A 20627-nucleotide genomic window follows, 5' to 3' on the forward strand; every position below is an offset into this window, starting at 1 on the left:
GTCAGGACGCCCAGATCCCGGTGATGTCGGAGGAGGACGCCGCGTTGCCCGCGTGCGCGCTCAGGCCCTGGCCGTCCTCCAGGGTGCGCAGCAGGTCGTAGTGGTCGTAGGTGGTGGCGGAGGACGAGCCCGCCGTCACCGGCTGGCCGTACAGGACCGTCGGGATGCGGTTGCCCGCCAGCCGGTTGTCCTCGTCCATGGTGACGACGAGGAGGCTGTTGTGGGTCTTGGCCCAGGTCGCGTACGCGCCGAGGTTGTTCTTCAGCCAGGTGTCACCGGTGGACACCGAGCAGTCGTGCATGTCGCTGCACAGGTTGGGGACCACGAAGGACAGCTGGGGGAGGGTGGTGTAGTCGGTGGGGAACTGGGCGAAGGTCTTCGCGGTCGACGTCGGGACGTTGCTGAAGCCGAACCACGGGTTGTGCTTGCGCGCGTAGTTGCCGCTGCTGCACGTGGTCGAGCCCTGGCTGGGCAGGGTCTCGTTGTAGCTGGCCCAGGTGCGGCCGGCGGCGAGCTGCTCGGAGGCCAGGTTGGCGGCCGAGGAGAAGCCCGCGGTGTAGCAGCTGTCGTCGGTGATGCCCTGGGTGGAGCCGGAGAACAGGGCGAAGTAGTTGGGCTGGCTCGGGTGGGTCTCGGCGTACATCTGGGTCAGGTTGGCGCCGCCGGAGACCAGCGAGTTGATGTACGGGGCGCTGGACGAGCCGATGACCTGGCTGTAGGCGTGGTTCTCGAAGACCACGACGATCACGTGGTCCGGGGTCGGTACGGCGCTCGCGGCGTGCGCGGACCCGCCGCCGAGCCCGGTCCACAGGCCGACGGCGGCCGCGGTGAAGGCGGTGGCGGAGGCCACCGCCGTACGGGCTCGGCGCAGCATCCCAGGACGTGCGGAACTGCCGGACACATCAACCTCCGGTGCTGGAGAAGGGAGGGGCTGGTGGCGGTGCGGAAAGAGCATGCACACGCCAACATTCCCCTTTTCCATCGCATCGGACCGTGCGGATGAAAACCCGGTGAACTACTCCCACTTCGTCTGGCTGAACGGCTCGCCCTTGCCGAAGCCGAGCACCCTGCGCGGCGCCACGGCGAAGACCAGGGCCCGGCCCGGACCGTGGTGGAAGTACCCGTCGGCCACCTCGTAGTGCCAGAACGGGCCGTACTTCGCCTCCCAGGCCGCCGCCAGCTCGCGCAGCCGCCCGTCGTCGGCGACCCGCACCGCCTCGCCCTCGACCGTGACGTCGTACCCCTCGGTCCAGCTGTCGGTGCCGGTCGTGAGCACGACGTGCGGGTTCCCGGCGAGGTTGCGCGCCTTGCGCTCGCCGGGGCCGGTGCCGAAGTGCAGCGCGCCGTCGTGCCAGACCGCGAGCAGCGGGGTGACATGGGGGCGCCCGTCCGGCCGTACCGTCGAGATCCAGAACAGCTCGGACTCCGTCAGCACCTTCTCCGCCTCGGACCAGTCGTGCGCCGAGGTGCCCTCGCTGCTGTACCGGGCGTCCAGTACGCCCCGGGGTTCACGCATGATGCCTCCCACCGTCGTCTGCCCGTACAGACCACGATCCGGCGCGAAACTCATCGGCGCCCGTGACAGCCTCTGCGGTTAGGCTCGTCTGGCCAGCATGATCGTGATCCCAAGGGGAGGCCGCACATGACGCCGGGGCGCAGGAGCAGTACCTTCACGCGACTGCTGCGGCACGGCTTCACCGATGCCTCGGCCGCCGAGCGGCTGCTGGACAGCCCGGAGCTGGCCGCCGTACGCGACGACCCGGTCCTCCTGGAGGCACTCGGTGCCACCGCCGACCCGGATCTCGCCCTGCACGGCCTGGTACGGCTCCTGGAGGCCCAGCCCGGCCACACCGCGCGCCGGGAACTCCTCGACACCCTGATAGCGGCCAAGCCGCTCCGGGACCGCCTCCTGGGCGTCCTGGGCGCCTCCGCCGCCCTCGCCGACCACCTCGCCCGGCACCCGCGCGACTGGGAGGCCCTGGTCACCTACGAGCCCCGGGACCTGCACCCCGGCGTCGCCGAGTTCGAACGCGGCCTGGCCGAGGCCGCCGACCCGATCTCCCTCCGGGTCGCCTACCGGCGCTGCCTGCTGTCCATCGCCGCCCGGGACGTCTGCGGCACCACGGATGTCGCCGAGACCGCCGCCGAACTCGCCGACCTGGCCACCGCCACCCTGCGCGCCGCCCTCACCCTCGCCGAGCGCGCCGCGCCCGCCGACGCCGCCGCCTGCCGGCTCGCCGTGATCGCCATGGGCAAGTGCGGCGGCCACGAGCTGAACTACGTCTCCGACGTCGACGTCATCTTCGTCGGCGAGGCCGCCGACGAAGATGACGAGGCCAAGGCGCTGCGCTCCGCCACCAAGCTCGCCTCGCACATGATGCGGATCTGCTCGGAGACGACGGTGGAGGGCTCCATCTGGCCCGTCGACGCCAACCTCCGCCCCGAGGGCCGCAACGGCCCGCTCGTGCGCACCCTCAGCAGCCACCTCGCCTACTACCAGCGCTGGGCCAAGACCTGGGAGTTCCAGGCCCTGCTCAAGGCCCGCCCGGTCGCCGGCGACCTCGGCCTCGGCGCGGAGTACATCGCCGCGCTCGACCCCCTGGTGTGGAAGGCCGCCGAGCGCGAGAACTTCGTCGCCGACGTGCAGAAGATGCGCCGCAGGGTGGTCGAGAACATCCCCGCCGCCGAGATCGAGCGCGAGCTGAAGCTCGGCCCCGGCGGCCTGCGCGACGTCGAGTTCGCCGTCCAGCTCCTCCAGTTGGTGCACGGACGCGCCGACGCCACGCTCCGCTCCGGCACCACCCTCGACGCCCTCCAGGCGCTCGCGGCCGGCGGCTACGTGGGCCGCGCCGACGCCGTCCAGCTCGACGACGCCTACCGCTTCCTGCGCTCCATGGAACACCGCATCCAGCTCTACCGGCTGCGCCGCACCCACCTGGTCCCCGAGGGCGAGGCCGACCTGCGCCGCCTCGGCCGCTCGCTGGGCCTGCGCGCCGACCCGGTGACCGAGCTGACCCGCGAGTGGAAGCGGCACTCGGGCGTCGTACGACGGCTGCACGAGAAGCTCTTCTACCGCCCGCTGCTCGACGCCGTCGCCCAACTCGGCCCCGGCGAGGCACGGTTGAGCCCCAAGGCGGCCCGGGAACGCCTGGAGGCCCTCGGCTACGCCGACCCGGCCGCCGCCCTGCGCCACCTGGAGGCCCTCGCCTCCGGCGTCACCCGCAAGGCCGCCATCCAACGCACCCTGCTGCCCGTCCTGCTGGGCTGGTTCGCCGACTCCGCCGACCCGGACGCGGGCCTGCTGAACTTCCGCAAGGTCTCCGACGCCCTCGGCAAGACCCCTTGGTATCTACGGCTGCTCAGGGACGAGGGCGCCGCCGCCGAGAACCTCGCCCGGGTGCTGTCGGCCGGCCGCCTCGCCCCCGACCTGCTGATGCGCGCCCCGGAGGCCGTGGCCCTGCTGGGCGACGGCGACGGCGGCGGACTCGAACTGCGCGGCCGCGCCCAGCTGGAGCAGGAGATCCTCGCCGCCGTCGGCCGCGCCGAGAACGCCGAGGACGGGGTACGGGCAGCGCGCGGTGTGCGCCGCCGCGAGCTGTTCCGTACGGCCGCCGCCGACATCGTCGACTCCTACGGCACCGAGACCAAGCCCGCCGAGGCCGACCAGGGCGCCCTCGTCGACCGGGTCGGCGCGGCCGTCTCCGACCTGACGGCGGCCACCCTGGCCGGCACCCTGCGGGCGGTCGTCCGCGACGGCTGGGGCGACACCCTGCCCACCCGGTTCGCGATGATCGGCATGGGCCGCTTCGGCGGGCACGAGCTGGGCTACGGCTCCGACGCCGACGTCGTGTTCGTGCACGAGCCGCAGGAGGGCGTGGACGAGCGCGAGGCCGCCGACGCCGCCAACAAGGTGGTCGCCGAGATGCGCAGGCTCCTCCAGGTACCGAGCGCCGACCCGCCGCTGCTCATCGACGCCGACCTGCGCCCCGAGGGCAAGTCCGGGCCGCTGGTGCGCACCCTCAAGTCCTACGAGGCGTACTACCGCCGCTGGTCGCTGGTGTGGGAGTCGCAGGCCCTGCTGCGCGCCGACCCGGTCGCCGGGGACGAGGAGCTGGGGCGCCGGTTCGTCGAGCTGATCGACCCGCTGCGGTACCCGGCGGAGGGGCTCGGCGAGGACGCGGTCCGCGAGATCCGGCGGCTCAAGGCCCGTATGGAGTCGGAACGGCTGCCGCGCGGCGCCGACCCGAAGCTGCACACCAAGCTCGGTCCTGGCGGGCTCTCCGACGTCGAGTGGACCGTGCAGCTGCTGCAGCTGCGCCACGGGTGGGCCGAGCCGGGGCTGCGGACCACCCGGACCCGTCAGGCGCTGGCCGCGGCGCGGGCGGCGGACCTGCTGGGGGCCGAGGACGCCGCGATACTGGACGAGGCGTGGGTGCTGGCCACCCGGGTGCGCAACGCCGTGATGCTGGTGCGGGGGCGGGCCGGCGACACGTTCCCCACCGAGAGCCGTGAACTGGCCGCCGTCGGGCGGTACCTGGGCTACGGGGACGGGCACGCCGGGGACATGCTCGACGCGTACCGGCGTACTACCCGCCGGGCCCGGGCGGTCGTGGAGGACCTTTTCTACGGGGCCTGAGGTCCGCCCCGTCCGGCAGCCGGACGGTGACCAGGAGGCCGCCGGCGGGGCGCGGCGCGAGGTCGAGGGTGCCGTCGTGCGCGCGGACGACGCTGCGCACGATGGCCAGCCCGAGGCCGACGCCCGCGTGTTCGTCGCCACGGACGCGGTCGGTTCCGCGCCGGAAGGGTTCGGTGAGGGTCGGTACCAGGTCCGGCGGCAGCGCGGGGCCGGTGTTCTCGACCCGCAGCACGCTCCCGCCGTCCCGCGGTTCGGTGTGGACCGTCACGGTGCCGCCGGCGGGAAGGTTGTGGACGATCGCGTTCTGGACGAGGTTCGTCACCATCCGCAGCAGGAGCGCCGACGAGCCGGCGGCCAGGGCCGGCCCGCCGGTGACGTCGAGCGTGATCCGGCGCCTCTCGGCGAGCGGCAGCAGCGTCTCGGCGGCCTCCTCGGCGAGGAGGGACAGGTCGACGGGCTCACGGCTGAAGCCCCTGCCGTCGGCGCGGCTGAGCAGCAGGAGCGCCTCGGTCAGGTCGATCGCCCGGGTGTTGACCGTCCGCAGGCGTTCGACGAGCGCGCCCTGGTCCTCGGTGGGATCGTGGCCGGCGGCCTCCAGGAGCGCCCGGGTGACGGCCAGCGGGGTGCGCAGCTCGTGCGAGGCGTTCGCGGCGAACCGCTGCTGTTCGCCGACCTGGGACTCCAGTCGTTCGAGCATCGTGTCGAACACGTCGGCGAGTTCACGGAACTCGTCCCTGGGGCCCCGCATACGGATCCGGTGGGAGAGCGATCCGTTCGAGGCCAGCCGGGCCGCGTACGCGATCCGGGTGAGGGGCCTCAGCATCCGCCCGGCCAGGAGCCAGCCGCCCACCAGCCCGAACACCAGGAGGAAGGCCAGCGCGGTGGCCGCGGCGGGGGCGAAGCCGTTCAGGAGGTCGGAGCGCTTGGGGCCGAGGATGATCACGGCGCCGAACCGTTTCTGGATGGACCTGGCGTCGTCGTTGGGCAGCCAGCGCAGCACGAACACCCACATCACGGCCAGCATGAGAACACCGGCGACGAGCAGGAACCCGGCGTAGCTGAGGGTGAGTTTCAGCCGGGCACTGAACTCCGGGCGCTGCTTCACGGGTGCCGCCGCGACGGGCTCAGCGCGCCGGCACCGGCGGCGCGGGGCGCGGCTCGTCCGAGGGCGCCTGCGCCGCGGAACGCCACCAGCGGCGCGACGCCAGCCCGGCCAGCACGGCGCCGACGGTGTTGACCAGGACGTCGTCCACGGAGGACACCCGGTCCAGCCGCAGCACGTACTGGGCGGTCTCCACCAGGACCGAGCAGCCCGCCCCGAGCGCGAGGACCCGGGGCAGGGACGCCAGGGCCGCCCACCGCACCGGGGCGAAGAACCCCAGCGACGCGAAGACCAGCAGGTTGCCGACGATCCCGAGCGCCCCCATCGTGACCAGGTCCCGCAGCGGTACGAGGCTCACCCGGGCCGGGGCGGTGCCGGCCCCCTCGCCGGGCATCATCGTCAGCCACAGGAACGGCACCGTCCCGTGGACCATGCCCACCTCCGCCAGCGACGTCCGCCACGCCCACGGGACACCCGCGGCCCGCCGACGGTGGGCCAGCGCCCAGGCCACCAGCACGGCCAACGGCAGCGTGGCCAACGTCATCAGCACCACACCGTTGAACGTGTCCAAGCAGCCGTGCCACTGCCCGGCCGCGCACCTCGGGGCGGCCATCATGAGCGGCCGCCGCAGGGCGAACGCGGCGCTCGCCAGGCCGAGGACCGCCAGGGAGAGGAGCAGGGCCGTGAGAGTGCGAGGGCGCGTGCGCCGGGCAGGTGCCGGCGGGGGTGCGTTTCGGTTCACGGTCCCATGACAGCCGTCGGGGCGTTGCGGCCGCGTATGCGGTTCTCGATACGCCCGCGATACACGGGACGGTGTACGTCATGGGCGCCGGAGCAGGGCCCGGGCGTGGTCCATGAGGCCCGTCAGGCCCACCTCGAACGCCCGGTCCGCCCGGCCCGCCCCCACCGCCGCCAGGGCCTCCGCCAGGTGCGGGGTCGGTGTCTCCGTGGTCAGTTCCCACATCGTCTCCGGGGCCGCCAGGTCCAGCGCCGAGCCGAGCACCAGGTTCTCCAGGGCGATCAGCAGGGGCATCACGTCCGCCGGGGCGAAACCCGCGGCCAGCAGCACCGTGACCGCGCGCTCGTACTGCTCCAGGACCCGGGGCGCCCGCACCGGCGAGGTCATCAGGAGCGGGATCGCCCTCGGGTGGGCGGCGAACGCGGCCCGGTAGGAGCGGGCCCAGGACTCCACGGCGGTGTCCCAGGGGGCCAGATCCAGGGTCGCGGGGTCGATCGCCGCCGCGACCCGTTCGCGCAGCAGCTCGACGATGCCGTCCCGGCCGTCCACATGGTGATACAGCGAACCGGCCTGGGTGCCGAGCCGCTTCGCGATCTGCGGGACGCTGAAGTCGCCCTGCTCGTCCACGAGTTGCAGCGCGGTCGTGGTGATCCGCTCCCGGTCGAGGAGCGCGGTGCGCGGCCGTCCCATGCGTGTGTTCTCCCCCGGAGGTGTGAAACGGGTCTTCCCGGATGTCCAGGAGGAGGCTACATTGCCAAAACCGAAAGGCTTTAGATTTACGGGTCCGGGGCAGTCCCTGCCCTGGTAGCGCCGGTCATCCCGCACGCCCGGAACCCTCCCCGTCCGTCGCGCTCGAAGGGCTCCCCCTCCATGTCCGTCACCGCTCGCGAGGAGAGCACGCCACCCGCCGTGGCGACCCTCCGCTCCGGCTCGCTCGGCACCGCCGACATCGCCTTCTTCGTCATCTCCGCCGCCGCCCCGCTCACGGTGATGGCCGGCGTCGCCCCCCTTGCCGTCCTGCTCGGCGGCATCGGCGCCCCGGCCGGCTACCTCATCGCCGGCATCACCCTCGCCGTCTTCGCCGTCGGCTTCACCACCATGAGCCGGCACGTCAGGAGCGGCGGCGCCTTCTACGCCTACATCACCCGCGGCCTCGGCCGCCCCGTCGGCATCGGCGCCGCCCTGCTCGCCCTCATCGGCTACAACGGCATGGAGATCGGCGTCTACGGCCTCCTCGGCAGCGCGGGCCGGGACACCGCCAAGGCCCTCTTCGGCATCGACGTCCCGTGGCTGCCGATCGCCCTCGCCGGTCTCCTCCTCATCGGCTACGGCGGCTACCGCTCCATCGAGTTCGGCGCCAAGCTGCTCGGCGTACTGCTGGTCGCCGAGACCGGCATCCTCGTCCTGCTCGCCGGCGGAGTGCTGGTGAAGGGCGGCGCGCACGGCCTGTCCGGCGCGTCCTTCGCCCCCGGCCACGTCTTCGTCTCCGGTACGGCGGTCGTCCTCGCCTTCGCCTTCGCCGCCTTCACCGGCTTCGAGTCGACCGTCATCTACCGCCGCGAGGCCCGCGACCCGAACCGCACGGTCCCGCGCGCCACCTACGTGGCCGTCGCCTTCCTCGGCCTCTTCTACGCCTTCATGGTGTGGATCATCATCCAGGCCTTCGGCAACCAGGACGTCATCGCGGCCGCCGCCAAGGACCCCGGGGGCCTCTTCTTCACCGCCATCACCACCTACGTGGGCGGCTGGGCGGCCGACCTGATGCACGTCTTCATCGTGACCAGCATCATCGCCTCGCTCCTCGCCTTCCACAACGCGATCAACCGCTACGCCCTCGCCCTCGCCGAGGAGGGCGTGCTGCCCGGGACCCTGGGCAGGATCCACCCGCGCCACCGCTCCCCGTACCTGGCCGGCATCGCCCAGACCGTCCTCGGCGCCGTCGTCGTGATCGGCTTCTGGGCGGCGGGCGCCGACCCGTACAACCAGCTGCTGCTGTGGGTCAACACGCCCGGAATGATCGGCCTGTTCGCGCTCCAGCTGCTCGCCGCGATCGCGGTGCCCTGCTACTTCCGGCGGGTACGGCACGAGGAGGGCACCCTGCGCACCGTGGTCGCCCCGACCGTCGCCGCCGTCCTCCTCGCCACCGCGATAGGGCTCGTCATCACCCACATCGACCTGTTCACCGGCGCCTCGGACACGGTCAACACCCTGCTGATCGTCATCGCGCCCGCCGTCTTCGTCGCGGGCCTGGGCCTCGCGTGGTGGCTGCGCCGCGCACGGCCCGAGGTGTACGCGGACTTCGCGTCCGAACCGACCGAGTAGCCGAACAATCCTGCCGAACAAGGGAGTTCACCGCACCATGACCGCCACCGCCGCCCCCGACCTGATCCTGACCGGCGCCGAGGTCCGCACCCTCGACCCCGCCCGGCCGCACGCCACCGCCGTCGCCGTACGCGACGGGGTGATCGCCGCGGTCGGCGACGAGCGGGACGTACGGGAGTGGCGGGGCCCCGGCACCGAGGTCGTGGCGCTGGACGGCGCGCACCTGGTGCCGGGCCTGGTGGACGCCCACAGCCACCCCGTGTGGGGCCTGGACATGGCGACCGGCGCCGACCTGTCCGGCGTCCGCGATCTGGCAGGCCTGCGGGCGGCGCTCACCGGCGCCGAACGGATCGACGGCTGGGTCATCGGCTTCGGCCTCGACCACAACGCGTTCGAGGGCCGCCCCGTCGACCGCGCCCTCGTCGAGGACGTCCTCGGCGGCGCACCCGCCTTCCTCCGGCTCTACGACGGCCACTCCGCCCTGGCCAATGGCGCGGCGCTGGCCGCGGCGGGCGTCACGGGCGCGCGGTCCTTCGCCCAGCGGGCGCAGGTCGTCTGCGATCCCTCGGGCCGCCCCACCGGGCACCTCGTCGAGCACGCGGCGATGCAACTGGTCGAGCGGGTGATGCCCCGCCCGTCGTACGCGGCCCGCCGGGCCCGCCTCGTCGAACTGCTCGCCGCGATGGCGGCCACCGGGCTCACCGGGGCGCACGTCATGGACGCGGGGGACGCGGAGCTGGTCGGGGCGGTGGCCGAGGAGACCGTGCTGCCGCTGCGGCTGCGCTTCGCGCCCTGGTGCATGCCGGGCGTGGACGGGACCGGGCTGGCGGAGCTGGTCGCGGCGCAGGGGCGGGGCGGCCGGCACTGGACGGTCGACGGGGTCAAGTTCTTCATGGACGGGACGGTGGAAGGGGGCACCGCCTGGCTGGAGCACGCGGACTGCCACGGGCAGGGCACGGAGGCGTTCTGGCCGGACCCCGAGGGGTACGCGGCGGCCGTACGGCACCTGCACGCGGCCGGGGTGCGCACGGCCACGCACGCCATCGGGGACGCGGCGGTACGGAACGTCCTGGACGTGGTGGCGGGGCTGGGGCCCGGCGCGGCCGGCCGGCACCGGATCGAGCACATCGAGACGGCGCCGGACGCGCTGCTGCCGCGCTTCGCCGAGCTGGGGGTGGCCGCGTCGATGCAGCCGCCGCACACCGCGTACACGCGCGCCGACCGCACCGACGAGTGGTCCCGCCGGCTGGGCACCGACCGCGCCGACCGCGCCTGGCGCCTCCGCGACCTCCGCGACGCCGGCGCCACGGTCGCCCTCGGCTCGGACTGGCCCATCGCCCCCTACGACGTACGCTCCGTCCTCGCCACGGCCCGCACCCCACGCGGCGCCGCCTCGGGCCCGGGCCTCACCGGCCTGGAGGCCCTCGAAGGCTGCACGAGCCACGCGGCGCGAGCAGCGGGCGAGGAGCAGCTGGCGGGCCGTATCGCGCCGGGCTGTCGCGCCGACCTCACCGCCCTGGCCCTCGACCCGGTGACCGCCCCGACGGACGAACTGACCGAGGCCCCGGTACGACTGACGGTGACCGGGGGCCACGTGGTGCACCGGGGCAAGTGAGCCGCCGGCTGGCCGAGGCGGGTCCGGCACCGCCGAGTTCCGCCGTCGTGGCTGCGCGCCGTGGCGGCGGGGAAAGGGGGCCGACGGCTGGTCTGAACCGGCGGTTCACGAACGACCTCGGCCCACAGCGTCTGCCGGCCCAGATCATCCGCCGATCCGGATCATCTGTCGGCCCCCTTCCCCCGCCGCAACGGCGCTCAGCCACCGCGGTGGTGGTCGGCGGTGCCGAACCGGCCGTTGCTCCGGACCGAAGCCCGCCCGAGCCGACCGCAGGCCCCCGTCTCAGCCGCCCGCGGGGCTTCGCAGCAGGCTCGCCCCCGTCGGCTGCCGGGGCAGGGTGTACGGGAGGGTGCCGTACCAGAGGCGGGCCACGGTGAAGCCGAAGGCGAGGCAGAGGGCGCCGCCGACCGCGTCGAGCCAGAAGTGGTTGGCGGTGGCGACGATGACGAGGAGGGTGGCGGTGGGGTAGAGGAGGCCGAGGAGGCGTACCCAGGGGACCGACGCGAGGGCGAAGACGGTCAGGCCGCACCAGAGCGACCAGCCGATGTGCATGGACGGCATCGCGGCGTACTGGTTGGACATGTGTTTGAGGTCGCCGGAGGCCATCGACCCCCAGGTGTGGTGGACCATCACCGTGTCGACGAAGCCGCCCCCGGTCATCAGGCGCGGCGGGGCGAGCGGGAACAGGTAGTAGCCGAGAAGGGCGACACCGGTCGTGGCGAAGAGGGCGAGACGGGCCGCCGCGTAGCGGCCCGGATGGCTGCGGTAGAGCCAGACCAGGACCCCCAGCGTCACCACGAAGTGCAGCGTCGCGTAGTAGTAGTTCATCCCGACGATCAGCCAAGTCACCGAGTTCACGGCGTGGTTGACCGACTCCTCGACGGCGATCCCCAGCTGGTGCTCGGTCCGCCAGATCCAGTCCGCGTTGCGCAGCGCCTGCGCCCTCTGCTCCGGTACCGCGTTGCGGATCAGCGAGTAGGTCCAGTAACTCACCGCGATCAGCAGGATCTCGAACCAGAGCCGGGGCCGGCGCGGCGTGCGCAGCCGTCGTAGGAACCCCTGTTCCCCCTCGCCCGTGACGGTCCGCGGAAGGGTCTGCTGTGCGCGACCTTCCGGCTCTGTCACGGTCGAGTCACTCATAGGCACAGAGTCTGCCAGAAAAGGCGTCCTCGACAGATCATCCCAAGGTTGGGTTCACGCCGCATGTTCTACGGCAGCGCGACTACTTCGCGAGTACCGCACGGTTGTTTCCCAGGTTCGGCGCGGACGCCGTGGAACCGCGCACCACCAACTCCGGCATGAAGACGAACTCGCTGTGCGGAGCCGGGGTGCCCCCGATCTCCTCCAGCAGGGTGCGCACCGCGGCCTGGCCCATCGCCGGGACCGGCTTGCGGATGGTGGTGAGGGGCGGGTCGGTGAAGGCGATGAGCGGGGAGTCGTCGAAGCCGACCACCGAGACGTCCCGGGGGACGTCGAGGCCGCGCTGCCGGGCCGCCCGTATCGCGCCGAGCGCCATCATGTCGCTGGCGCAGACGACCGCCGTGCAACCGCGGTCGATCAGCGCCGTGGTGGCCGCCTGGCCGCCCTCCAGGGTGTACAGCGAGTGCTGCACGAGCTCGGACTCGATCACGTCCGTCGCCAGGCCCAACTGGTCCTGCATCGCCCGCACGAAGCCCTCGATCTTGCGCTGCACGGGGACGAACCGCTTCGGGCCGAGCGCGAGGCCGATCCGGGTGTGGCCCAGGGAGACGAGGTGGGTGACGGCCAGGGTCATCGCGGCCCGGTCGTCGGGGGAGATGAACGGCGCCTGCACCTTCGGCGAGAAACCGTCCACGAGGACGTACGGCACGCCCTGCGCCCGCAGCCGCTCGTAGCGCTGCATGTCGGCGGTGGTGTCCGCGTGCAGCCCGGAGACGTAGATGATGCCCGCGACCCCGCGGTCCACCAGCATCTCGGTCAGCTCGTCCTCCGTGGACCCGCCCGGGGTCTGGGTGGCGAGCACCGGCGTGTAGCCCTGCCGGGTCAGCGCCTGCCCGATGACCTGGGCGAGCGCCGGGAATATCGGGTTCTCCAGCTCGGGGGTGATCAGGCCCACCAGGCCCTCACTGCGCTGGCGCAGCCGTACCGGACGCTCGTAGCCGAGGACGTCGAGCGCGGCCAGTACGGACTGGCGGGTGGTGGCCGCGACACCCGGCTTCCCGTTCAGGACCCGGCTCACCGTCGCCTCGCTCACCCCCGCCTGCGCTGCGATGTCGGCAAGCCGTGTGGTCACGGCACTGGACTGTACCGGCCGTATGTCCCCTTGCACACCGATCGGGCGCCTGATGCGGCCTGGGGGGCGGCCCGGTCCGGGCTGCTGCGTCATCGCACTCCCTCATGAAACGTGACAGCAAGAGCTTGCAGAGTCTTGCACAACTGGCCGCCGTGGTGCTCTACCGCCGTAAACAAGCGTCTCACGGCGGTCGCCGAGAGGTCACGCACGGATAACTTCGGAGATCTCTTGCACTTTTTTGCTGCAAGGTCTTTCGCAAGGCTTACATCGCTGTTACGTTCCCTGACGCCCGGCGGCAGCGAAGGCCCGGGCATTCACCCCAAGGAGAACTCATGCGGCGTGGCATAGCGGCCTCCGCGCTGGTGGCGTCCCTCGCCCTCACGGCGACGGCGTGCGGCGGGAGCGACAGCGACAGCAAGTCGGACGGCCCGGTCACCATCACCTGGTGGGACACCTCCAACGCCACCAATGAGGCACCGACGTACCAGGCCTTGATCAAGCAGTTCGAGGCCGCCAACAAGAACATCAAGGTCAAGTACGTCAACGTCCAGTTCGACCAGGCGCAGAACAAGTTCGACACGGCCGCCCAGTCCGGCAAGGGCGCCCCCGACGTGCTGCGCTCCGAGGTCGGCTGGACCCCCGCCTTCGCCAAGGCCGGCTACTTCGTGCCGCTGGACGGCACCGCCGCGCTCGCGGACAAGGACAAGTTCCAGTCCAGCCTGATCACCCAGGCCCAGTACGAGGGCAAGACCTACGGCGTCCCGCTGGTCACCGACACCCTCGCGCTCGTATACAACAAGGCGCTGTTCAAGAAGGCCGGCATCACCGCCGCCCCCACCACCTGGGACGAGGTCAAGGCCGACGCCGCCAAGATCCAGGACAAGGCCAAGACCACCGGCTACTGGGGCCCCGAGGCCGCGTACTACACGCAGCCCTTCCTCTACGGCGAGGGCACCGACATGGTCGACGCCTCCGCCAAGAAGATCACCATCACCTCGGCGGCGGCCAAGAAGGGCTACCAGACCTGGCTGGACCTCTACTCCGGCAAGGGCCTGCACAAGGCCGACGTCACCGCCGACGCCTACGCCCACCGCCAGGACGCCTTCGTCAACGGCAAGGTCGCGATGACCATCGAGGGTCCCTGGGAGATCACCAACTTCTACAAGGGCTCCGCGTTCAGCGACAAGTCCAACCTCGGCATCGCCACCGTCCCGGCCGGCTCCACCGGCAAGGCGGGCGCCCCGACCGGCGGTCACAACCTCTCGATCTACGCCGGCATCGACAAGGCCCACCAGGCCGCCGCCGAGACGTTCGTCGCCTTCATGACCTCCGCGAAGTCCCAGACGGAGATCGCCCTGAAGAACTCCACCCTGCCGACCCGCTCCGACGCGTACACCGCCGCGGTCAAGGCCGACCTGGGCATCGCCGGCTACCAGGCCGTCCTCGCCTCCGCCCAGCCGCGCCCGGCGCTCGCCGAGTACTCCTCCCTGTGGGGTCCGGTCGGCACCGAGCTGACCAAGATCGCCGGCGGCAAGGAGTCCCTGGACAAGGGGCTGAGCACCGCCGAACTCGGGATCGAGAAGCTCGTCCCCGACTTCAGCAAGTAGGCCCCGCGTGACCGCCGGAGCGCGCCCCGTTCAGGGGGGAGCGCTCCGGCGGTCACCGGCCTGTGTCCAGGCCGCCCGGCCCGCCCAGCCCGCCCATCCCGGATTTTCCAGAAGGTGTCGAACCATGACAGTCGCCATCGACCGCGCGACCGGCAAACGCCACGGTGACCGCGCGCCCCGCCCCGGGCTGGGCCGGCGCATCAAGAACGGCTACCAGAAGTACTGGTACGCCTACGCGATGATCGCCCCCGTCGCCGTCGTGCTCGGGGCGCTCGTCGTCTACCCGTTGGTGTACGGCTTCTACCTCACGTTGACGGACGCCAACAGCCTCAACACCGCCCGCACCATCGGCGTCAACCACATCGACGCCACCTACAAGTTCATCGGCCTGGACAACTACAAGGACATCCTGTTCGGCCCGACGTCCTACGACCGCTTCTGGTCCCACTTCCTCTGGACGATCGTCTGGACCGCGCTCTGCGTCACCCTGCACTACACGATCGGCCTCGGCCTCGCCCTGCTGCTCAACGAGAAGTTCCGCGGCCGCACCTTCTACCGCATGGTCCTGGTGCTGCCCTGGGCGGTGCCGACCTTCGTCACCGTCTTCGGCTGGCGGTTCATGCTCGCCGACGGCGGCATCATCAACGCGACCCTGCACTTCCTCCATCTGCCGCAACCCGACTGGCTGGAGGACACGTTCTGGCAGCGGGCCGCCGCGATCCTCGTCAACACCTGGTGCGGTGTGCCGTTCATGATGCTCTCGCTGCTCGGCGGCCTCCAGGCCATCGACGGCACCCTGTACGAGGCCGCCGAGATGGACGGCGCGAGCGCCTGGCAGCGGTTCCGGTACGTCACCCTGCCGGGGCTGAGGTCCGTCAGCTCCACCGTCGTCCTGCTCGGCATCATCTGGACGTTCAACCAGTTCGCCGTCATCTTCCTGCTGTTCGGCAACACCGCCCCGGACGCGCAGATCCTGGTCACCTGGGCCTACTACCTCGGCTTCGGACAGCAGCCGCGCGACTTCGCCCAGTCCGCCGCCTACGGCATGCTGCTGCTGGCCATCCTGATCGTCTTCACCTCCTTCTACCGCCGCTGGCTCAACCGCAACGACCAGCAGCTCGCGATCTGAGGCAGGAGTTCCCATGAGTACGACCACCGTCGAGACCTCCGCCCAGGTCGCCGAGGAGACCCCCGTGACCAGCACCCGCCGCCCCCGCGGCCGTGGCGAGCGCGGCCCGCTCGGCACCGCCGTCACCCACGGCGTCCTGGGCGTCGCGAGCCTGATCGCGTTCTTCCCGGTCGGCTGGCTGATCTTCCTGTCCCTCGGCCCGGACAAGGACGACTACCTGCACCCGAGCGGCATCTGGCACAAGATGACGCTGGACAACTACTCCTTCGTCCTCCAGCACACCGGCTTCTGGGACTGGTTCAGGACGACGATGATCGTCGTCGGCGGTACGACGGTCATCGGGCTGATCCTCGCCTCGACCACCGGCTACGCGGTCTCCCGGATGCGCTTCCCGGGCTACCGCAAGTTCATGTGGCTGCTGCTGGTGACCCAGATGTTCCCGATCGCCGTGCTGATCGTGCCGATGTACCAGATCATGTCCCGGCTCGGCCTCATCGACAGCTACCTCGGCCTGATCCTCGTCTACTGCACCACCGTCGTGCCCTACACGGCCTGGCTGCTCAAGGGCTACTTCGACACGATCCCCTTCGAGATCGACGAGGCCGGCCGGGTCGACGGACTCTCCCCCTTCGGCACCTTCGCCCGGCTGATCCTGCCGCTCGCCAAGCCCGGCCTCGCGGTCGCCGCGTTCTACAACTTCCTCACCGCCTTCGGCGAGGTCGCGTTCGCGTCCACGTTCATGCTCAGCGACGACAAGTACACGTTCGCGGTGGGGCTGCAGAGCTTCATCAGTGAGCACGACGCACAGCGGAACCTGATGACCGCGACGGCGGTGCTGATCGCGATACCGGTGGCCGTGTTCTTCTACCTCGTGCAGAAGAACCTGGTGACCGGGCTTACCGCCGGCGGCACGAAGGGGTAACCCCGGTTCACATGCGCCCCGCAAGGGGCGCGGGGAACTGCGCGACCAGCCCCGACGGCGCCGCACCCGAAACCCGAGGCGGCCGCGATGTCCATCCGACCCCGCTGACACCGCGGCCGTCTCGTCATCACCGTTCTACGCACACTTGATCCCATGACCCCCTTACGTACCAAGGAAGCCATGAGCCAGCAGCACTCCGCCATCGCCCCGGCACCGAACCCCGCCAAAGCCAAGCGCAGCGACTGGTGGAGGGACGCGGTGATCTACCAGGTGTATCCGCGCAGCTTCGCCGACAGCAACGGTGACGGCATGGGCGACCTGGAGGGTGTGCGCGCCAGACTCCCGTACCTGCGTGACCTCGGTGTCGACGCCGTCTGGCTGAGCCCCTTCTACGCCTCGCCGCAGGCCGACGCCGGTTACGACGTCGCCGACTACCGGGCCGTGGACCCGATGTTCGGCAACCTGCTGGACGCGGACGCGCTCATCCGGGACGCGCACGCGCTGGGGCTGCGGATCATCGTCGACCTGGTGCCCAACCACTCCTCGGACCAGCACGAGTGGTTCAAGCGGGCGCTGGCGGAGGGGCCGGGATCGCCGTCGCGCGATCGCTACCACTTCCGCCCGGGGAAGGGCGAGAACGGCGAACTCCCGCCCAACGACTGGGAGTCCATCTTCGGCGGGCCCGCGTGGACCCGGGTCGCCGACGGCGAGTGGTACCTGCACCTCTTCGCGCCCGAGCAGCCCGACTTCAACTGGGAGCACCCGGCCGTCGGCGACGAGTTCCGTTCCATCCTGCGGTTCTGGCTGGACATGGGCGTGGACGGGTTCCGGATCGACGTCGCCCACGGCCTGGTGAAGGCGGAGGGGCTCCCGGACATCGGGGACGCCGACCAGCTGAAGCTGCTGGGCAACGATGTCATGCCGTTCTTCGACCAGGACGGGGTGCACGAGGTGTACCGCCAGTGGCGGCATGTCCTCGACGAGTATGCCGGTGAGCGGATCTTCGTCGCGGAGGCGTGGACGCCGACCGTCGAGCGGACCGCGCACTACGTCCGCCCGGACGAGCTGCACCAGGCCTTCAACTTCCAGTACCTGAGCACGGACTGGGACGCGAAGGAGCTGCGGGCGGTCATCGACCGCACCCTGGAGGCGATGCGCCCGGTCGGCGCCCCCGCCACCTGGGTGCTGTCCAACCACGACGTCACCCGGCACGCCACCCGCTTCGCCAACCCGCCGGGCCTCGGCACCCAGATCCGTACGGCGGGGGACCGGGAACTGGGTCTGCGCCGGGCGCGGGCGGCCACCCTCCTCATGCTCGCGCTGCCCGGCTCGGCCTACGTCTACCAGGGCGAGGAACTGGGCCTCCCGGACGTCGTGGACCTGCCCGACGAGGTCCGCCAGGACCCCGCGTACTTCCGGGGCGCCGGCCAGGACGGGTTCCGGGACGGCTGCCGGGTGCCGATCCCGTGGACGCGGGAGGGCTCCTCGTACGGCTTCGGCGGCGGGGGCAGCTGGCTTCCGCAGCCCGCCAGTTGGGGCGAGCTGAGCGTGGAGGCGCAGACGGGGGTGGCCGGTTCGACGCTGGAGCTGTACCGCACCGCGCTGCGCACCCGCCGCGAGCAGCCCGACCTCGGTGCGGGCGACGCGGTGGAGTGGCTGCGCGCCCCCGAGGGCGTACTCGCCTTCCGGCGCGGGGAGTTCGTGTGCGTCGCCAACACGAGCGGGGAGTCGGTGACGACTCCGGCGTACGGCAGGGTGCTGCTCGCCAGCGGTGAACTGACCGAAGCGGACGGCGAGGCGAAGCTACCGGCGGACACCACCGTGTGGTGGACCACCGCCTGACATCGTCTGACGCCGCCTGACGGGGCGTCACCGGGTAACTTCTTGCAGCAACTTCACAGGGCCCGCTACCCATCCGGGGAGCGGGCCCTTAGCATCTGCGCAACCGCAAGGTTTCAGCAAGGTTTCTGCAAGAGCCTTCAAAGGTGAAGGAACCCCACATGGCACGTCGTAAGACACTCTCCGCCGCACTGGCGCTCGCCGCCTGTAGCGTTGTCATGACCCCGTCCGTCGCGTCGGCCTCCCCGCCCGGCACCAAGGACGTCACCGCCGTCCTCTTCGAGTGGAACTACGCCTCGGTCGCCAAGGAGTGCACCAACACCCTGGGCCCCGCCGGCTACGGATACGTCCAGGTCTCCCCGCCCGCCGAGCACATACAGGGCTCGCAGTGGTGGACGTCGTACCAACCGGTGTCGTACAAGATCGCCGGACGGCTCGGCGACCGCACCTCCTTCCAGAACATGGTGAGCACCTGCCACACGGCCGGGGTGAAGGTCGTCGTCGACACCGTCGTCAACCACATGTCGGCGGGCAGCGGCACCGGCACCGGCGGCTCGTCGTACACGAAGTACGACTACCCCGGCCTGTACTCCTCCTACGACTTCGACGACTGCACCTCCCTCGTCTCCAACTACGCCGACCGCTGGAACGTCCAGCACTGCGAACTCGTCGGCCTGGCCGACCTGGACACCGGCGAGGAGTACGTCCGCAAGACCATCGCCGGGTACCTGAACGACCTGCTGAGCCTCGGCGTCGACGGCTTCCGCATCGACGCGGCCAAGCACATCCCGGCCGAGGACCTCGCCAACATCAAGACGCGGCTGACCAACCCGTCCGTGTACTGGAAGCAGGAGGTCATCTACGGTTCCGGAGAGGCCGTCCAGCCCACCGAGTACACGGGCAACGGGGACGTCCAGGAGTTCCGCTACGCCTACGACCTCAAGCGCGTCTTCAACAACGAGAACCTCGCCTACCTGAAGAACTACGGCGAGGGCTGGGGGTACATGAGCAGCTCGGTCGCCGGGGTCTTCGTCGACAACCACGACACCGAGCGCAACGGCAGCACGCTCAACTACAAGGACGGCGCGAACTACACGCTCGCCAACGTCTTCATGCTCGCCTACCCCTACGGCGCCCCGGACATCAACTCCGGCTACGAGTGGTCGGACGCCGACGCGGGTCCGCCCAACAACGGGGTCGTGAACGCCTGCTGGCAGGACGGCTGGAAGTGCCAGCACGCCTGGCCCGAGATCATCCGCATGGTCGCCTTCCGCAACGCGGTGCGCGGCGAGGCGATGACGAACTGGTGGGACAACGGCGCCGACGCGATCGCCTTCGGCCGGGGCGCGAAGGGATACGTGGCCATCAACCACGAGTCGGGCTCGCTGACCCGGACCTACCAGACGTCGCTGCCGGCCGGGACGTACTGCAACGTGCAGGCGAACACCTCGGTGACGGTCGACGCGAGCGGCCAGTTCACCGCCACCCTGGCCTCGAACACCGCCCTCGCGATCTACGCCGGGAAGTCCGCCTGCTGAGGAGCCATCCGCTGGGTGCCGATCACCGACAGCAGCCGCAGCGCCTCCTCGGACGGTGAGCCCGGTGCGGCCGTGTAGATCACGACCTGCTGGTCCCGGTCCGGGACGTCGAGGACATCGCAGTTCACCGTGATGTCGCCGACCAGCGGATGGCGGAAGGTCTTGACCTGGGTCGGCTGGGTGGCCACGTCGTGCGACTCCCACAGTCGCCCGAACTCCTCGCTGCCGGCGAGGAGTTCGGCGACCAGCCCGGACACCTCGGGCGTGTCCGGGTAGCGGGCGGCGGCGGCCCGCAGCCGCTGCGCCGACACCCGGACGAACGCGTCCGGGTCCGACACCCCGTACAGCCGCTCACCCGGCGGCAGCGGATCGAGGAACGCCTTCCGCACCAGGTTGCGCTCGCGCGGCGGCAGCGCGGAGAAGTCCTCCATCAGCGCGGCCGCCAGGTCGTTCCAGGCGAGGATCTCGAAGGTCGCCGACGTCACGATCGCCGCCGCCTGCGGCAGCCGGCACAGCAGGTCGAGCAGACTCTGCCGGACCTCGCGCACGGGACCGCGCGGCGGCCCGGGCGGGGCCCCCGCCAGATGGTGCAGATGGTCCCGCTCGGCGTCCGACAGCCGCAGCGCCCGCGCCAGCCCGCCCAGCACCTCCCGCGACGGCCGCGGCCCCCGGGCCTGCTCCAGACGGGTGTAGTACTCGGTCGAGATGTACGCCAGCTGCGCCACCTCCTCCCGCCGCAGCCCCGGCGTACGGCGGCGCGGCCCGCTGGGCAGTCCCACCTCGCCCGGACCGATCCGCTCACGTCGGCTGCGCAGGAAAGCCGCGAGTTCATGCCTGTCCACGCGTCCAGTGTGCGCCGGGCGCCCGACCCCATCCAGGTACCGCCGGTGCCTGGCTGAGCCCCGC

16 protein-coding genes are annotated in these 20627 nt (G+C 71.4%); 8 read left to right on the top strand and 8 right to left on the bottom strand.

Annotated features, from left to right (window positions below):
• Position 1: 1 nt before the first annotated feature.
• Both ACGFZS_RS03400 and ACGFZS_RS03405 read right to left on the bottom strand, forming a co-directional pair.
• The gene (locus ACGFZS_RS03400) at positions 2–874 is read right to left on the bottom strand and encodes an alkaline phosphatase family protein (protein WP_393793704.1); all 873 of its coding nucleotides are present in this window, start codon (positions 872–874) and stop codon (positions 2–4) included.
• A gap of 141 nt (positions 875–1015) precedes the next feature.
• Positions 1016–1516, bottom strand: a complete 501-nt coding sequence (locus ACGFZS_RS03405; protein ID WP_393793705.1) for a pyridoxamine 5'-phosphate oxidase family protein — start codon at positions 1514–1516, stop codon at positions 1016–1018.
• Positions 1517–1642: 126 nt separating this feature from the next.
• Between ACGFZS_RS03405 and ACGFZS_RS03410 the strand changes: the two genes are divergently transcribed.
• Positions 1643–4636, top strand: a complete 2994-nt coding sequence (locus ACGFZS_RS03410; protein ID WP_393793706.1) for a bifunctional [glutamine synthetase] adenylyltransferase/[glutamine synthetase]-adenylyl-L-tyrosine phosphorylase — start codon at positions 1643–1645, stop codon at positions 4634–4636.
• Here the strand turns inward: ACGFZS_RS03410 and ACGFZS_RS03415 are convergent.
• The 3 genes from ACGFZS_RS03415 to ACGFZS_RS03425 form a co-directional block, all read right to left on the bottom strand.
• Positions 4587–5741, bottom strand: a complete 1155-nt coding sequence (locus ACGFZS_RS03415; RefSeq protein ID WP_393793707.1) for a sensor histidine kinase — start codon at positions 5739–5741, stop codon at positions 4587–4589. The two genes, ACGFZS_RS03410 and ACGFZS_RS03415, sit on opposite strands and share 50 nt — an antisense overlap.
• Positions 5742–5760: 19 nt before the next feature.
• On the bottom strand, positions 5761–6480 hold the full coding sequence (locus ACGFZS_RS03420; protein ID WP_393793708.1) for a VanZ family protein: 720 nt from the start codon (positions 6478–6480) through the stop codon (positions 5761–5763).
• A gap of 78 nt (positions 6481–6558) precedes the next feature.
• On the bottom strand, positions 6559–7167 hold the full coding sequence (locus ACGFZS_RS03425; RefSeq protein WP_393793709.1) for a TetR/AcrR family transcriptional regulator: 609 nt from the start codon (positions 7165–7167) through the stop codon (positions 6559–6561).
• Positions 7168–7347: 180 nt separating this feature from the next.
• Here ACGFZS_RS03425 and ACGFZS_RS03430 point away from each other — a divergent pair, with 180 nt between their 5' ends.
• Positions 7348–8799: an APC family permease gene (locus ACGFZS_RS03430; protein ID WP_393793710.1), complete on the top strand. Its 1452-nt coding sequence runs from the start codon at positions 7348–7350 to the stop codon at positions 8797–8799.
• Positions 8800–8836: 37 nt separating this feature from the next.
• The gene (locus ACGFZS_RS03435; RefSeq protein ID WP_393793711.1) at positions 8837–10414 is read left to right on the top strand and encodes an amidohydrolase; all 1578 of its coding nucleotides are present in this window, start codon (positions 8837–8839) and stop codon (positions 10412–10414) included.
• Between the two features lie 282 nt (positions 10415–10696).
• Here ACGFZS_RS03435 and ACGFZS_RS03440 read toward each other — a convergent pair whose 3' ends face one another.
• Both ACGFZS_RS03440 and ACGFZS_RS03445 read right to left on the bottom strand, forming a co-directional pair.
• Positions 10697–11554, bottom strand: coding sequence for a phosphatase PAP2 family protein (locus ACGFZS_RS03440; RefSeq protein ID WP_393793712.1), 858 nt, complete (start codon positions 11552–11554; stop codon positions 10697–10699).
• A gap of 82 nt (positions 11555–11636) precedes the next feature.
• Complete coding sequence (locus ACGFZS_RS03445) at positions 11637–12686, bottom strand: LacI family DNA-binding transcriptional regulator (RefSeq protein ID WP_393793713.1); 1050 nt, start codon at positions 12684–12686, stop codon at positions 11637–11639.
• Positions 12687–13018: 332 nt separating this feature from the next.
• Between ACGFZS_RS03445 and ACGFZS_RS03450 the strand changes: the two genes are divergently transcribed.
• The 5 genes from ACGFZS_RS03450 to ACGFZS_RS03470 all read left to right on the top strand — a co-directional run bounded on the left by ACGFZS_RS03450 (position 13019) and on the right by ACGFZS_RS03470 (position 19721).
• On the top strand, positions 13019–14293 hold the full coding sequence (locus ACGFZS_RS03450; protein ID WP_393793714.1) for an extracellular solute-binding protein: 1275 nt from the start codon (positions 13019–13021) through the stop codon (positions 14291–14293).
• A gap of 124 nt (positions 14294–14417) precedes the next feature.
• Entirely contained in the window at positions 14418–15422 is a 1005-nt protein-coding gene (locus ACGFZS_RS03455; RefSeq protein ID WP_393655062.1) for a carbohydrate ABC transporter permease, read from the top strand.
• Positions 15423–15435: 13 nt separating this feature from the next.
• Positions 15436–16344, top strand: coding sequence for a sugar ABC transporter permease (locus ACGFZS_RS03460; protein WP_393793715.1), 909 nt, complete (start codon positions 15436–15438; stop codon positions 16342–16344).
• Between the two features lie 180 nt (positions 16345–16524).
• The gene (locus ACGFZS_RS03465) at positions 16525–18186 is read left to right on the top strand and encodes a glycoside hydrolase family 13 protein (protein ID WP_393794112.1); all 1662 of its coding nucleotides are present in this window, start codon (positions 16525–16527) and stop codon (positions 18184–18186) included.
• A gap of 158 nt (positions 18187–18344) precedes the next feature.
• The gene (locus ACGFZS_RS03470) at positions 18345–19721 is read left to right on the top strand and encodes an alpha-amylase family protein (RefSeq protein WP_393793716.1); all 1377 of its coding nucleotides are present in this window, start codon (positions 18345–18347) and stop codon (positions 19719–19721) included.
• Here ACGFZS_RS03470 and ACGFZS_RS03475 read toward each other — a convergent pair.
• Positions 19697–20563, bottom strand: coding sequence for a helix-turn-helix transcriptional regulator (locus ACGFZS_RS03475; RefSeq protein WP_393793717.1), 867 nt, complete (start codon positions 20561–20563; stop codon positions 19697–19699). The genes ACGFZS_RS03470 and ACGFZS_RS03475 overlap by 25 nt on opposite strands.
• Positions 20564–20627: the final 64 nt, after the last annotated feature.

The sequence above is a fragment of the Streptomyces sp. NPDC048288 genome (genome assembly GCF_043201555.1).
GTDB lineage: Bacteria > Actinomycetota > Actinomycetes > Streptomycetales > Streptomycetaceae > Streptomyces.